This window comes from Candidatus Berkiella aquae (genome assembly GCF_001431295.2).
Lineage (GTDB): Bacteria > Pseudomonadota > Gammaproteobacteria > Berkiellales > Berkiellaceae > Berkiella > Berkiella aquae.
Map to the genome: position 1 here is coordinate 3,299,585 of NZ_LKAJ02000001.1, position 15,104 is coordinate 3,314,688.

Annotated in this window: 12 protein-coding genes; 3 read left to right on the forward strand and 9 right to left on the reverse strand. The window is 39.7% G+C overall.

Annotated features, from left to right (window positions below; all coding sequences use genetic code 11):
* Position 1 precedes the first annotated feature (1 nt).
* The 8 genes from HT99x_RS14540 to typA all read right to left on the reverse strand — a co-directional run bounded on the left by HT99x_RS14540 (position 2) and on the right by typA (position 10,823).
* Positions 2 to 3,058 (reverse strand): hypothetical protein, encoded by a 3,057-nt coding sequence (locus HT99x_RS14540; protein WP_075065207.1) that lies wholly within the window; start codon positions 3,056 to 3,058, stop codon positions 2 to 4.
* 254 nt (positions 3,059 to 3,312) lie between these two features.
* Positions 3,313 to 3,930 (reverse strand): hypothetical protein, encoded by a 618-nt coding sequence (locus tag HT99x_RS14545; protein WP_075065206.1) that lies wholly within the window; start codon positions 3,928 to 3,930, stop codon positions 3,313 to 3,315.
* Between the two features lie 214 nt (positions 3,931 to 4,144).
* On the reverse strand, positions 4,145 to 4,405 hold the full coding sequence (locus tag HT99x_RS14550; RefSeq protein WP_075065205.1) for a hypothetical protein: 261 nt from the start codon (positions 4,403 to 4,405) through the stop codon (positions 4,145 to 4,147).
* Positions 4,392 to 5,600 (reverse strand): MFS transporter, encoded by a 1,209-nt coding sequence (locus tag HT99x_RS14555; RefSeq protein WP_075065204.1) that lies wholly within the window; start codon positions 5,598 to 5,600, stop codon positions 4,392 to 4,394. The genes HT99x_RS14550 and HT99x_RS14555 overlap by 14 nt, the downstream gene beginning before the upstream one ends.
* A 70-nt stretch (positions 5,601 to 5,670) precedes the next feature.
* Positions 5,671 to 7,197, reverse strand: a complete 1,527-nt coding sequence (locus HT99x_RS14560; RefSeq protein WP_075065203.1) for a hypothetical protein — start codon at positions 7,195 to 7,197, stop codon at positions 5,671 to 5,673.
* Positions 7,198 to 7,499: 302 nt separating this feature from the next.
* A complete protein-coding gene (locus tag HT99x_RS14565) occupies positions 7,500 to 7,808 on the reverse strand; it encodes a hypothetical protein (RefSeq protein ID WP_075065202.1) in 309 nt (102 codons plus the stop codon).
* A gap of 29 nt (positions 7,809 to 7,837) precedes the next feature.
* Positions 7,838 to 8,788: a prolyl aminopeptidase gene (pip, locus tag HT99x_RS14570; RefSeq protein WP_075065201.1), complete on the reverse strand. Its 951-nt coding sequence runs from the start codon at positions 8,786 to 8,788 to the stop codon at positions 7,838 to 7,840.
* 217 nt (positions 8,789 to 9,005) lie between these two features.
* The gene (gene typA / locus HT99x_RS14575) at positions 9,006 to 10,823 is read right to left on the reverse strand and encodes a translational GTPase TypA (protein ID WP_075065200.1); all 1,818 of its coding nucleotides are present in this window, start codon (positions 10,821 to 10,823) and stop codon (positions 9,006 to 9,008) included.
* Between the two features lie 171 nt (positions 10,824 to 10,994).
* Between typA and HT99x_RS14580 the strand changes: the two genes are divergently transcribed.
* The 3 genes from HT99x_RS14580 (at position 10,995) to HT99x_RS14590 (ending at position 13,549) form a co-directional block, all read left to right on the forward strand.
* Positions 10,995 to 11,555 carry a hypothetical protein gene (locus HT99x_RS14580; RefSeq protein WP_075065199.1) on the forward strand — a complete coding sequence of 187 codons (561 nt, stop codon included), beginning with the start codon at positions 10,995 to 10,997 and terminating at the stop codon, positions 11,553 to 11,555.
* Between the two features lie 72 nt (positions 11,556 to 11,627).
* Positions 11,628 to 13,037 (forward strand): glutamate--ammonia ligase, encoded by a 1,410-nt coding sequence (gene glnA, locus HT99x_RS14585; RefSeq protein ID WP_075065198.1) that lies wholly within the window; start codon positions 11,628 to 11,630, stop codon positions 13,035 to 13,037.
* Between the two features lie 2 nt (positions 13,038 to 13,039).
* Positions 13,040 to 13,549 carry a DUF4124 domain-containing protein gene (locus HT99x_RS14590; protein WP_075065197.1) on the forward strand — a complete coding sequence of 170 codons (510 nt, stop codon included), beginning with the start codon at positions 13,040 to 13,042 and terminating at the stop codon, positions 13,547 to 13,549.
* Between the two features lie 2 nt (positions 13,550 to 13,551).
* Here the strand turns inward: HT99x_RS14590 and HT99x_RS14595 are convergent, their stop codons facing one another.
* A complete protein-coding gene (locus HT99x_RS14595) occupies positions 13,552 to 15,018 on the reverse strand; it encodes a hypothetical protein (protein ID WP_075065196.1) in 1,467 nt (488 codons plus the stop codon).
* Positions 15,019 to 15,104 lie beyond the last annotated feature (86 nt).

Consider the following 15,104-nt stretch of genomic DNA (forward strand, 5'->3'; position numbering starts at 1 on the left):
ATTACATCCGCATTTTTTGCTTACCTTTATCCTGCTCTGGGCTCGGCTCTTCTTCTTCAGGTTGCTGTTTTACATCGGACATAGGTTCTCGCCCTGCATTAGCAATCAAGCCAACAATGTAGTTTAAATTAACCTTCTCAAAGAGGGGATTATCTTTATTTTCGGCAAGAAATTTCTCTTGATTCAAGATCTCTTCTTTGTCGCTCACCATTTGAATAACCATTGCCTCAATTAATTCTTTTAATACGCTTCTTGGCAAGAGACCTTTCTCTACATTTACCTGTGCGTTTGACATGAATTCATTGAACAATCCCTGTTTTTTTCGAGCATTTTCAAGATGCTGCCTCATGCTAGGGTTCATGCTGAATAGTCTTTCGAATCTTTGTACATTATCATCAAAAGGGTTCTTCATCATTTCGGTATCTTTACTAAGTAATCCTTTTTCGCGAAGACTTGCAATAATCTCGGCTGTTGCTTCTCTTTCATCTTGAACATCTTGCATAATATGATGACAAAATTCCTCCAACAATGCCTGCTTGTCTTCTGATGGATCTAACAGTGGCTGTATTTTACCCTGAAGACACATCGCCAAATTCTTTGATTGATGCAAACTTTGCCGACATGTTGGCATATGCTCAAGTAACAACCCAAACAATTCAGCAAATAATTGATGCGCAGGTTCTTCAACAATAGCATCAAAAGGATTTAGTGATGCAATATCCTCAACGCTTGGCGCGCTGTCTGTTAGCTTATCAAAACAAAGTCCCAACGCGGCATTCGTTTGGCCTCTAGCGATATCTAGTATATATCTCAAAACAATTAATCTTTCATCCTTAATTCTATCTAAGCTTTCTCCATCGCTTTGTGAAGATTGCTTTATAGATGCCAAGCCCTTCTCTGCAAGAATAGCATTGACACTCTCAACAACGTTTTCTAGGCTACCTAAAGATGCAATCACTTGCTGACGAATTTCTAGCATATTATCAGGATATTTTGCTGGTTGCTTGACAATGTCTATCGCTGTTTCTTCAGTTAATGCAGTCAATGCTTTCAGCAACCTCTTTTTCTCTTTAAGCGAACTTCGCTTTTCAATTTCCTCTTTAAACAAGGCTAAAACCCTTTCTCTGAAATAATCTTGTATAATATTATCGCGAGAATCCGGCATTTGCGCCACAGCATGATAATGTCCCATATTCGCAATTCGCGTTAAATGACCGGGAAAACATGAGGGATCATCTTGACCATGGGTATTTCTGATTTCGGCAAGAAGACCTATAAAATTCGCTATGCGATTTTTTCTATCACTTTCGTTACCATCAAGCTTATCCATCACCGCTAGGTAATAATATGCTACTCTCTCCCTAACAATCTTAGAGGCATCTTCTGCATGATTTGCGTTACCTGTTGGATCGGAAGCTTGAGTGGTATAAATTTCACGATTGCTCGTGGGAGCCGTCAATAAATTGGGGAAATGAGGATTCCCCACTTTTGCAAATGGATTATAGCAACGCCATGCTGAGTGTGCTGGTGTAGCAAGCTTTAGAACTTGGCAAGAGGCTCCCATCGTACTTGTTTCACCTTCAATTAACTGTTCCTTATTTTTCTCAATAAATTGCTTAACTTCTTCGTTCCCTTGCTCTTGCGCTTCTTCCAAAATAGCTTCTAAAATTAAAGCTCTGATCTCGCACTCAATTTTTAAAAGGCATTCTTCCCTATCTTCTGTGGCACTATACGATAGAAATTGCATTTCAAAATGGGGTTTTACGGTATTTGTAAAATGATAATTTGCAGAGCTTACGTCACCATCTTCCATTGCACCTTCTCTTCCATGAGCTAATTGAGATTTCAATTTTTCAACTTTTTCTTTATTCTCCAATAACTTCAGCGCTGCAATTTGTACTGCAGAACAAGCTTTAATTTCATCTAAAAAACTAACCTTTGAATGTAAATACTGCTTTATTTCTTCAAGAGAAGTAAAACATGTCTGAAGTGCGTCGTTATTGAGAAAATCTACCAGCTTAATGCCATATAAAGAAGTACAAAATATCGCTTTGCGCAACAATGGGAATAGTTCTGGTTGTTTACTAGCCGCATTAACAATTAATTCGATAACGGATATTTTGCTTCGTTGATTCTTTACATTAAAATCAAGTATCGAAGGACGAGCCTTCTCTAAAATTGTGCCCAGCAGCTCAGGGTATCTCGAAACAAGTTCTGCGACTTTCCACAGTACTGAGCATCCTTCTAAGTGCCTTGCATTGAAGTCTAATGTTGAAATATCTGCTTTCGCTAAAATCAGTTCGAGTAATTTTGGACTCTCTTTACGAGCAAGATACACAGCCCTCCATAATATAGAATAACCTAACTTATCTCTTGCATTTAGATCAATTTTAGAAATATCTATTTTATTTAAAATCAATTCAAGCAATTTGGAATTGCTACGTATACATGCACTTTTGGCTATTGCACCCAGTATTGAGTAGCCTTTATATGGACCTTTTTCTCTTATGGAATTTACATCTAACTGCTCTCCAGCTTTTTCTAAAATCATTTCAAAAAGTCTTGATTTACCACCAAATGCCCTATCAATTGCCCTATCAACAACGGCTTCCAATTTATAGATTTTCATTTTTGAATTAATATCTAGCAGATCCCCTGTTTTCTCCAGAAGAATTTCAAAGAATTTTAAATCACCATTGAGAACTCTCTCTACCGCGATGTCAAATATCGTGAAGCCTTTATATCTTCCATTATTTATTACATTTAAATCTATCTTTGCCCATGCTTTCTCTACAACTATTTCAAAGAGTTTTGAATTACCATTAAGAGCGTCATCTACTACAGCTTCTAATATCGTGTGATCTTTATATCTTCCATGATTTATTATTGAGTTTAAATCTAGCTGCGCCCCTGCTTTTTCTAAAAGCATTTCAAAGGGTCTTAAATTACCATTAAAAGCTTTATCTACTACAGCTTCTAATATCGTGTGATCTTTATATTTTCCATGATTTATTATTGAATTTAAATCTAGCCGCGCCCCTGCTTTCTCTAAAAGCATTTCAAAGGGTCTTAAATTACCATTAAGAGCGTTGCCTACTACAGCTTCTAATATCGTGTGACCTTTAAATTTTCCATGATTTATTATTAAATTATAATCTAATTGTATAAGATCTGCTTTTTTTAGAATTAAGTTAAGGAATTTTGAATCACCTTTAATCGCTTCAACTGCAGCAAAGGCAAATATCGTGTCATCTTGATATCTTCCTGTCTTTATTCTTGAATTAAAATCTAATTGTGCAGCATCTGCATTTTTTAAAATAAATTCAAATCACGCATAGCAGAGAAAGTAAATAACGTCTTACCCTCGCTATCTTTTCTATTAATATTATTCAATAGAAAATTTTGGCCTTCGGTAAAATTTAGTAATTTTTCACTCAGGTGACTTCCACCAAGCTGGAATTCAAATATATTCAGATTTAATCCAGACCATAATTTTTTTTCCACAAGCTCCCAGAGTTTAGCGTCTAACGATTTTTCTGATTCAGATTTAGTTTCATAAGATTTATAAAAATCATTCCATTGCTCTGTAGGTGAGGGTTCAAACCATGATGAAATCATTCTAGATATCGCCGAAACTGGATGTAACACTGCTTTTACTACAGTAGTAACAATATCTTGGGTTGGCTCTGGTTCCTGCTCTCCATTGTTTAATTTTCTTCGTTTTGGTAACGAAGGAATATTCGAATCTTTCGTTGTTTGATTGAATTTACGCTTGTGGCCGGCAAAAGATGTTGATCTTTGTGAATTTTGTGTTGTAAGAACTTCTTCATTTTCTATCTGGGCGTGCTCCTGCGTATCATGAATATCTTGTTCTTCAAGGCTCTCACCTTCTTCTTGCTCCGGTAACTCCCGCCAATTAAAACCATTCATCACTTGCCTCATTAATCATAAAAAATGAATGGGCAATCTTAACAAAACAAGTTTGGTTTTCAACTTATTAATATGTTTTTTATCTGATCGCTTATCGTTTGTCGAATAAAAATGATTTAGTGATTGGTGTTTTTATGTTTGTTCTAATTTGTGGCAATGATTGTTCAAATAAGCAAAGTGACATTCCAAAGCAACAAGTTGGAGCGGAGATCATTTAATGACGTTTTCTAAATCTTAGTTCGAGTAAATTCCAGATTAAATAATAGATAAAAAACGGTTTAATGAAAAAGTTCATCACGATCAGTAAACGAAAAAACCAATCATTCGTTGCCCATAGCCAGCGCGCATATAAAACCGGCGTTACATATTTTTGCCCAGGCAAAATTAAGTGACATGAGATTTTATAAATAAGATAAAACCCCAACACTGCACATAACAATGCAATAAGATGTGCAAGCATTTTACTTTTTGACATATTTCCAGAATCCTGGCAGCAATAACGCAGCAGCAATAACCCCAATGATACATAAGGTCCCACCTAAGGTAATCGCTTGATGTAATCCAATGGTTGAGGCCATCAACCCCGCTTGGGCATTCCCCAAAGCAGGTCCACTCATATAGCTTATCAATTCTAAGCTTGCCATTCTGCCACGTATATTATCCGGAATGGTTTCATTCCAAATGGTGACTCTAAATATACCGCTCACTGAATCTGCAGCACCTGCCAATACTAGAAAAGCGACCATTAACCAAGGGCTCATTGAGAGTCCAAAACCAATAATAGCGACACCCCACAACAAAGCAGCGAAAATCACCGCTCTACCATGATGCATGATCTTTTTTGTCCAACCACTAAATAGGGTAATAATCAAAGCACCTATTGCAGGTGCCGAATAAAACCAGCCAAGCCATTTGGTGCTGTGTAGTGAACTAGCCAACGCCGGAAATAAAGCATTTGGCATCGCAAATACCATGGCGGCAAAATCGACCGCATAGGTTCCTAATAATTCATGTCGACTCATCGCATAGCGTAGTGATTCGATGATGCTCTTAAAGGAAAGCGGATTCTGGCTCTCAATCAACGGCGGCATCGCTTTGATTAAATTAATAGCGAGTATGGAGAAAACAAAGGTCGCTAAATCTAGGGTATAGGTCCATGCCAAACCAAAGTTCGCAATAAAAATACCCGCTATCGCAGGCCCCCCTATCATACCAACCGTTGCTTTGAACGTGGTTAAAATAGCCGCCGCTTGAATTTCATGATGTTTTACTAAGCGAGGCGCCATCGCATCTAATGAGGGGCGATGAATACCATTTAAAGCGGAAAGAAATGCGGCGATCACAAAAATCAGCCAAACATGAGGTGCTGGCAATAACGAATTGAATAGGAGGACACTAATCCCGAGAGCCATGCCAATTTCGGCGCCAATCAATAATTTTCTTCTATCCATGGCATCGGATAGAGCGCCACCAATAAAAGCGGTGATCAACAAGGGAACAAATTCTACCAGCCCTAACATACCAACCGCCAAGGTTGAATTCGTAAGTTGAAAAACTTGATACGGAAGTGCAACAAACGTCATCATGGTGCCAAAAAAAGAGATGAACTGCCCAAAAAAGAGATAACGAAAATCGCGATTATGTTTGAGAGGGGAGATATCGATTAGCATGTGCGTCCAATGCTGATAAACAATTTATTTACCAGCATAGCATACCGCACATTTTTAAAAAGGTTAACTATTAGCGCGCTCTTAAAAAGCGTCTAGCTTGCTTTTCGTTCACATATTTTTCATTGTCCACGGCTCTTCTATCGACATCATAGAAATAGTTTGGATGACCAGTAACGATCTTCCTAGCATAATAACGCGAAAGCGTGTTGCATTTTTCAACACTTGTCGTGGACGATGCTGGTTTTGCGCTATTTGCTTCTTTATTTTGTAATAATGAAGCAATCTCTTGTTCTAGTTCTGTTAATGTTTTTAGATAAGGCGTCGCACTAAGGCCTAACCAAGCTGTAAGCCCTTCGGATTTTTCATAGGCGACTTTCAGTGGTCGTGCGCTACTATCTAATTTAACTTTAATGTTATGTTGCCCAAAGATTGAGCGAGCCAGTTTATTAAAACACAACAAACCTGCGCTACCAGCAACGCCTGCTATCCCACATTGAACAAGAAAGCTTATTGGCATTAACCATGGTAAGCCAATATAACAAATACCTGCCAAGGTTGAAGCAAATAATATCCGTGAAACCCCTTCCCATTCTGGCAACATATTTCTGATTTGACCTAATGTGGTCTTAGCTGCTTCAAGCTCATCTAGATAATCTTGATGCGAAACCATTTTACGCTCTTCTTTGGTGACGCAGATCCGTGTCCTGGCAGTTGGCTTAAGCATCTTTGGATTTTCAGTGTACAAGACACTACTCGCATTTCTTGCCGTTAAATTTTCATGCAAAGAACGTAAAATTTCTGAAGTTGCCTCTTTACGTTCATTTAATACACCTCGCGTAAAGGTATTAAAGACGGTCCAATCTCCACAGGTATTCCCTGATTGACGAGAGCATCTTTCATAACGAAATTTAGTGCCACGGTGCGTTCGCATAAATTCTTTGCTTGCCGCATACACATTCTGAGCATAGCCAGTTTTCGTTCCGATTGAATCTAAATGACGCAATAACATTTGATTGGGTTGCAAAGGAAGTTGCCAGTTACCATGATCGGCAGATTTCAAAACAATGCCACAATTAGCTATCAAGAAATTTTTAACATTATTGACTTGAATGGTGTGACTCTTAGGATTGCCACTTTCATCGACGTATTGCGCTTGATTTTCTGGTAAGGCTGCATGTGCCGCATGAGCTTGATATAATGCCTGATAATCATTGGCATCTAAGCCATTAAACTCCGCTAATAAACCCGTCCAATGTGAATTAAGATGATTAATGCCAAAAGCAATTTTAATATTGTTGCTGGGTAATTCTTGATATTCTTTTGCTATCAAATCAGCGATTAAATTAAGGAAGACTTCTTGTAGATTAGCACTAACGCTTTGCCTTGCACTCGCATCATCACTATCAGTAATCGCAGGACAAGTCACAAAGGCAAAAATACACCCATCTTCTGTGCGTAGAATCCGACCTTCTTCGAATGCGCCCAAATCCCACTGTTGATGACGTTGCAGTCTTTTTTTATTGAGATAAGCTCTTGTGTACCCTGCCAATAGATCTTTTATATCATAAAGTCCTAATAATGTGCCGGTATTACTCATAGAAGATTCCTTTAATTATCACCCAGGATTTATATGACTTTTAAAAGTGCACATCCGCACGATTATTTTCAATCATATTGTTATCTGACCAGAGGGGCATAATATGCGACTAGCTAACTAAAGTAAATGGCGACTAGGAATAATTCTGAAATGCTCAGCAAATATCACAAGGGTTTAGGCGGTATGTACACTGATAATGTCATAGTACCTGAGAACGTCCATTTTTAAAAAATTTGGCTAAAAAATGGGTCGAAAGGGCACAGCATACATAAAGTATGTGAGCCGCCCTGAATCGTTATGGGCTAATGGCATTCTTTCTTTTGAATACTCACCTCAAGCGGCGATGGCCCGATTAATTTTGGCGAAGACGCTGGTTTATCAATCGCGTTTACTTTAACGTAAAGTTTACACTTTTGCGTTTCTAATACATAACCATGATCAGTTTCCGTGATTGTTTTCACCCATTCTGCGCCACCCAGTGCATCATACACCTCTTTAGATTCCATGATTGTTTTAATGCGACGCATGCTTTCTGCGGTAGGCGGAAGGGCTGCCATGACAGATTGCATCATGAACATTAATCCTAATGTGATTGTCATTTTTAAATGCATCGTCATTCCTTTTTCTATGATGATTGCCCTTAGCGATGTCTTTTAAGCATCTTTTCGGTTGCATTCACTAAGGCATCCGTAATACCGGGTTCCGCCGATGAGTGTCCTGCATCACGAATGACATATAATTCACTTTCTGGCCAAGCCTGATTCAAGGCGCGTGCATTCTCAAATGGGCAGATCATGTCATAACGACCATGCACAATAATGCCGGGGATACCTTCCAGTTTATAAGCATCCCGTAAAATTTGATTTTCTTGGATGAAACAATGATTCATAAAGTAATGCGTTTCAATCGCTGCTAAACTGGCTGCGGTATGACATTGGGTAAATCGTTCAAGTACCGCCTTGCAAGGATGTAGTGTGGCGCATTGACCTTCCCATTGTGCCCAATGCTTTGCTGCATTCATTCTGGCTAATTCATCTGGCCCTGTTAAACGCTTGTAGTAGGCGTGAATAAGATTATCTCGTTCTTCCTCGGGGATTGGAAAAACAAATTCTTCCCAATAATCTGGAAACACCGCTTTTGCACCGCCTTGATAAAACCAGCGTAGTTCTTGTTGCCGCCCAAGAAAGATTCCTCGCAATATCATACCCATCACATTTTCGGGATGTTTTTGCGCATAAAGTAGGCTTAAAGTTGAACCCCATGAACCGCCAAATAATACCCATTGCTTGATATTGAAATAAGACCTGATTGCTTCTATGTCACTCAATAGATCTTGAGTCGTATTATTTTCTAAACTGCCGTGAGGTGTTGAATGTCCACAACCACGTTGATCAAATAAAATAATGCGATAATGCTCAGGATCGAAGAAACGACGATCATCGGGTGTGGTTCCTGCACCAGGGCCCCCATGCACAAATAAGACGGGTAATCCTTCTTTATCGCCACATTCCTCAACATGGAGTGTATGGTGTGTATCCACTTTTATTTGGTGCTGTGCATAAGGCTTGATTGCAGGATATAAAGGCTTCATAGACATTCCCTTCTACTGGCATTCACAGGTTCTGTTTCTTTTGATTGTGTCTGAATTTGCCATTTTAAGCTACTGTCGGTAGTGTTAAATGGTAAATTGCTTACATCGCATTTGGCGTTCTCCTCTATTTCCCAAGCACAACCAATGCGATACTGACATGGTCAATCTCCAACCGACCATAATTCGGATTAGCCCGGGACCCCTCCCGGGCTTTTTTTTAGGCGTTGCTGCGTGAATCGCGTTTACGTTCGTGTTCTTTCAAGAACTTCTTACGGATCCGAATCGCATTAGGGGTTACTTCCACCAATTCATCATCTTCAATAAATTCTAACGATTGCTCTAAAGACTGTTTGATGTGTGGTGTGAGGATAATATTTTCATCGGTACCAGCAGCACGAATGTTTGTCAGCTGCTTGCCTTTTGTCACATTTACGACTAAATCATTGTCACGTGAATGGATACCGACAATCATGCCTTCATACACTTCTGTTTGTGGACCAATTAATAAACGGCCCCGAGCTTGCAATCCCCATAATGAATAGGCAGTTGCTTTACCCGCCGCATTTGCAATCATGACGCCTTGTAATCGGGAAGCCACAGTTCCTGGTTTGTAAGGGCCATAGTGATCAAACACGTGAGTCGCAATACCTGTACCGGAAGTTAAGGTCAAAAATAGTGAATGAAAACCAATGAGACCACGTGAAGGAATCACGTAATCCATCCGTACTCTTCCCTTACCGTCTGGCATCATGTCGACAAGTTGTCCACGTCTTGCACCTAATTGCTCCATGATCGGGCCTTGATCTTTCTCTTCCACATCAATAGCCAATGTTTCATAAGGCTCTAATATTTCTTCGCCTTCTTTATGCAAAATGACTTCTGGGCGAGAAACCGCAATCTCATAGCCTTCACGGCGCATCGTTTCGATTAGAATCGATAAATGTAGCTCTCCACGACCAGAAACGCGGAATTTATCGGGATCTTCCGTATCTTCCACTCTTAGTGCCACATTATGTAAACATTCTCTGGCTAATCGTTCGCGGATTTGGCGGCTAGTGACAAATTTTCCATCTAACCCAGCAAATGGCGAGGTATTGACCTGGAAAGTCATGCTAATGGTGGGTTCATCTACTTTTAAGGCAGGTAATGCTTCAACATTGCCTTTATCACATATCGTGTCAGAAATGGCTAATGGCTCAATACCCGTAATCGCAACAATTTCACCGGCTTTTCCTTCCGGTTGTTCAATGCGCTCTAAGCCCAAATAACCCAAGATTTGTAATACTTTGCCGGGTCTGGTTCGTCCTTGGCTATCGATAATAGAAACCTGTGTATTACTTTTAATCGTGCCACGTTTGATTAAACCGATACCAATGGTTCCTACATAACTTGAATAATCCAAAGAACTAATTTGCATTTGGAACGGGCCATTAGGATCGCAAACAGGTGGCTCAACACGCTTAACAATTTCTTCAAACAAAGGCGTCATATCCGTGCCTGGCTCTGCTAAGTTCGTCGTCGCGGTGCCCAATAGCGCAGAAGTATAAACAACGGGGAAATCTAATTGTTCTTCTGTTGCTCCTAATTTATCGAATAAATCGAAAACTCTATCAATAACCCACGAAGGCCGACTACCGGGTCTATCAACTTTATTCACCACAACAATAGGTCGTAAACCTTGGGCAAAGGCTTTTTGCGTTACAAAGCGGGTTTGGGGCATCGGGCCATCGACGGCATCGACTAATAACAATACCGCATCAACCATCGATAAAATCCGTTCAACTTCGCCACCAAAATCGGCGTGCCCCGGGGTATCGACAATGTTAATTCGATAATCACGCCATTTAATGGCGGTGTTTTTCGCTAAAATGGTGATTCCACGCTCTTTTTCTAAGTCGTTAGAGTCCATAATGCAGTTAACATTACCCATTCTGGCATCTAAGGTACCAGATTGCTGTAGCAGACGATCGACAAGTGTTGTTTTACCATGATCGACGTGAGCGATAATGGCGATGTTTCTAAGCTGTTGCTGCATGGTCCACCTAAAAAAATAAAAGCATTCTAACATTGATTCTCATCGAAGCAGATAAGTTTCTTATTCTTCTTATGCGCATCTGCACGAAATTAAACGCATTGAAGGGTAAAGTGCCCTTGACTTGTGTCGATATCAAGACTGAGGGAGACTAAAAATAGGGGGTGCAAACCTATGTCATCTCTGATATTACACCCAACAACCATTGCACAGTGGTACGCGTTGGTAAATGAAGCCGAGCATGCTTGTGCTATTTCATTGTCTGAAGATCTCGAATCCTATCTCGTTTTTTTACTGCAACGTTTTACCGGCCAACCTGAAATTGCATCTAGCGTGTTAGGACTCGATTTTCTAAAAAGTTATCAACAAGTCTCATCTTCTCACCTACACCTTAAGGACGTTGGCGATAAATGTCTCTTACTAGCAGGTCTGTTCCCGGGTAGGGCTGTTAAGCGACGGGTAAAGTTAAGCTACTTTGTTAAGTTGGGTCAAACAGCTTATTCAACTTTATCGAGCTACGTTGTGCATCAAGAAGAATTATTTAACCAACTCTGCTACGAATTTCCCAAATTATTGGATGTCTTGCTCACCATGCGCACGACATCTGAAACCATCGATTTATTTCAATCTTTGGAGCTTTGGCATGAAACGGGTAGCCAGGTAGCTTGGAAAAGATTACGCCAAGTAACTGCTTCACTTCCTATTACTGACACTAACAAAAAATTAATAAATTAATTTTGATACCGGCTTCCTGCTCTATCCCGATTGGGTTAAAATAATCGCTCCGTATGCAAAGGGGATTGCAGCATGTCCATTCAAAAAGTACTAGAACAAATTCAAGAAAATAAAATCAAATTCGTCGACTTACGCTTTACTGATACACGTGGCAAAGAACAACATGTTTCTGTTCCAGCCCACGTCGTTAATGAAGAATTTTTAGCTGAAGGCAAAATGTTTGATGGTTCCTCCATTGCGGGTTGGAAAGGAATTAATGAATCTGACATGATTTTACTGCCTGATCCAGAAACCGCTGTTATTGATCCTTTTCTCGAAGAAGCAACACTACTGATTCGTTGCGATATTCATGATCCAACAACAATGCAAAGCTATATCAGGGATCCTCGCTCACTTGCCCGAAGAGCTGAGCAATATTTGAAATCAACCGGCATTGCAGACACTGCCTTTTTTGGTCCAGAACCAGAGTTTTTTATTCTCGATGATGTGCGCTGGAAAATCAGCATGAATAGCGCATACTATATGATTGATGCTGATGAAGCTGCTTGGAATTCCGAACGGAATATGACCGGCGGAAATATGGGCCATCGCCCTACGGTTAAAGGCGGTTATTTCCCAGTTCCTCCCGTTGATTCATCGCAAGATCTACGTTCTGCCATGTGCCAAACCCTTGAAAAAATGGGATTAGAAGTAGAAACCCATCACCATGAAGTCGCAACCGCTGGTCAAAATGAAATCGGCACTAAATTTCGTACGCTCCTACGCAAAGCAGATGAACTCCAGATCTTAAAATATGTTGTGCATAATGTTTCGCATGCTTACGGTAAAACAGCAACATTTATGCCAAAACCTATCGTCGGAGACAACGGCAGCGGTATGCATTGCCATCAGTCTTTGTTTAAAGGTGGAGTGAATTTGTTTAGTGGTGATGGTTATGCGGGTTTATCTGATATTGCGCTATTTTATATGGGCGGTATCATAAAACATGCAAAAGCATTGAATGCTTTTACCAACGCCTCAACCAATAGCTATAAACGTTTAGTACCAGGTTACGAGGCACCGGTTTATCTGGCTTATTCTGCACATAATCGTTCAGCTTCTATTCGTATTCCTTACACACCTTCACCTAAAGCTCGTCGCATCGAAGTCCGTTTCCCTGATGCTGCGACCAATCCCTATTTAGCATTCTCTGCAATGTTAATGGCTGGTCTTGATGGTATTCGTAAGCAAATTCATCCGGGTGATGCAATGGATAAAGATCTTTATGATTTGCCCCCAGAAGAAGCAGCTGAACTCGATACCGTTGCAGAAACACTGACAGAAGCATTAGATGCTCTCAAGAAAGATAATGCTTTCTTAAAAGAAGGCGGTGTTTTCTCTGATGAGCTGATCAATGGCTATATTGAACTCAAAGAACAAGAAGTAAAACGCGTTAATATGACAACGCATCCTCTTGAATTTGAAATGTACTATAGCTTGTAATCATGCAAACAATTCGTTACTTGCTACTCTTGGCGCTGATTTATTCTTCAGCGCCATTTGCTGAAACTATCTACAAAGGGACTGATGGCTCTGGTAGAACTATTTATAGTGATCAACCTTTTGAAAATAGTAATAAAATAGAAATTGAATCTCCGCAAACTTATTCTGCGCCACCTGTCACAACGAAAATCGAGCCCTTGACGAAAAGCAAAGCTATCGTTTATCAACTAAGCATTGTTGCACCTGAACAAAATCAAACCTTTACTAATGAAATCACGACTATTGACGTTAAAGTGAATATCACGCCCACCCTACAGCCTGGTGACAAGATTCAATTATTATTAAATGGGCAGCCTTATGGCACCCCAAGTGAATCGACTTCTTTCACTTTGCAATCTTTGTTTCGTGGCGCTTATCGAGTGCAAGCTCAAGTGATTTCAGCGCAGACAAACCAATCCATTGCTCAAAGCAATGAGGTAACCTTTTATCAAAAACGGCCGATGCTACATTAAACTTACAATAGAATGCAGCTGTTGGGAGACATTTCTTGCAAATTGAGTGTTTCCTGTAATGAATCAGCTAGGTTATCAACACCTTCTTCAGACAAACTCAAAGCATTCGATGGCATTGCAATACGATCTCTTTTTCTTGCTCCTTTAATGACATTGTCTAATCGACGATACTGAAAAGTGACCGGAGGAACAAAACGTTGAACGATATAAGAAGTTCCTACCAAATGGATATTCGGCACACCAAGCCATAATGGCTCTTCTTTAAATGCACGAATGGCTATCATTTGCCGTGTTATGTCTTTGAGGCTTTTGCTTTTCGCTTTTTGTGTGATGGCATACCATTCAAAAGGTTGAAAATCTTCTGCCCTTCCTTCTAATATCGCAACCTTTAGCTGATTTTCTGCATCACGCCCTTGACCCGCTAATAGGTATAATGGCAGCTCTTCTTGTGTTCTTTTGCCATAGGGCTTTACCACGTATTGTTTTGCATAGTTTGCGATTGCATACTCTATCGCGGAAACAATCAGTTTGTTTTTATCATGAATCGGGCTCAAATGTGAAAAATTGAATTGGAAAATCTGAGATGGGGATTCTTCAGCTAATTGAGCTTGCAAATCCGTTAGCTGAAATTTGAGTTCGGCTTCTTCTGACGTAATCAATTTTCTATCAAGAAGCTGGCCGAGTGCGACTTGCGCTTCTGGAAAATTCTCAACATCATCTAATTCAATTTTTGCCCAACCTATCACCGCAAAAAACCAAGCACCTTTAAAGGTTGTAAAAGATTTATGTTGCGTCACAAGATAAGCTTTAGCTTTCGCTTCTTCATTTCCCATTTCACTTAAAATCAGTTGGCTTTTTTTAAGGAACATTTCTTTACAATAAAAAATATCGTGCTGAAGTCCATCGCCATCAAAAGATGAATAAAGTAAGCCTGCAAATTGCTCCATCAATTGCGATGGTGCAAAATGCGCGTTAACAAATGCTTTCATACATCCCGTATAAAAGTCATTAACAAATAATTCATAACCACCTATCGGCGCAAATAGGCAACCCACGACATTATCAACACCCATAAATTCGCCCAAGCGAATATATTTCTTTAACAAAGGATGATTTGCTATTTCATACCAAGCATCTATCAGCTCTTGTAGCAGCAATTCGTGATCTGCTTCTAATACATTTCCTGCGATTTTTGCGCGACAATGATCAATTATTGCTTTATCACCGTCAACAAACATACCTGGTTGTAATCCCAGTTCTCTTGCTAGTGAAAAAATGATGTTCGCTTTTATCAGCGTCTCGATAGAGAAGTATTTTTCCATCTTAATTTTCAATATTTGAAAAAGAGGCGAAAAATCATCTACCTTTGCAACGTTGATTTGTCTAAACCGGTCAAGAATGATGATATTTTGAACTGAAGGGGTAACAGCATAACACCCTGCTTCGAACTCGGTTCGTATAGCAGTCATAATGATGATCCTTGATATAGTAGAAATACATAGCAATTATTATGTTTCTATTTTTTATTCTATATTGTTATATCAATCTACTACTT

Coding starts and splice junctions, on each gene's coding strand:
- HT99x_RS14540 (WP_075065207.1), bottom strand. CDS start 3,058: ATGCTTTTAGAGAAAGCAGGGGCGCGGCTAGATTTAAATTCAATAATA.
- HT99x_RS14545 (WP_075065206.1), bottom strand. CDS start 3,930: ATGAATGGTTTTAATTGGCGGGAGTTACCGGAGCAAGAAGAAGGTGAG.
- HT99x_RS14550 (WP_075065205.1), bottom strand. CDS start 4,405: ATGTCAAAAAGTAAAATGCTTGCACATCTTATTGCATTGTTATGTGCA.
- HT99x_RS14555 (WP_075065204.1), bottom strand. CDS start 5,600: ATGCTAATCGATATCTCCCCTCTCAAACATAATCGCGATTTTCGTTAT.
- HT99x_RS14560 (WP_075065203.1), bottom strand. CDS start 7,197: ATGAGTAATACCGGCACATTATTAGGACTTTATGATATAAAAGATCTA.
- HT99x_RS14565 (WP_075065202.1), bottom strand. CDS start 7,808: ATGCATTTAAAAATGACAATCACATTAGGATTAATGTTCATGATGCAA.
- pip (WP_075065201.1), bottom strand. CDS start 8,788: ATGAAGCCTTTATATCCTGCAATCAAGCCTTATGCACAGCACCAAATA.
- typA (WP_075065200.1), bottom strand. CDS start 10,823: ATGCAGCAACAGCTTAGAAACATCGCCATTATCGCTCACGTCGATCAT.
- HT99x_RS14580 (WP_075065199.1), top strand. CDS start 10,995: ATGTCATCTCTGATATTACACCCAACAACCATTGCACAGTGGTACGCG.
- glnA (WP_075065198.1), top strand. CDS start 11,628: ATGTCCATTCAAAAAGTACTAGAACAAATTCAAGAAAATAAAATCAAA.
- HT99x_RS14590 (WP_075065197.1), top strand. CDS start 13,040: ATGCAAACAATTCGTTACTTGCTACTCTTGGCGCTGATTTATTCTTCA.
- HT99x_RS14595 (WP_075065196.1), bottom strand. CDS start 15,018: ATGACTGCTATACGAACCGAGTTCGAAGCAGGGTGTTATGCTGTTACC.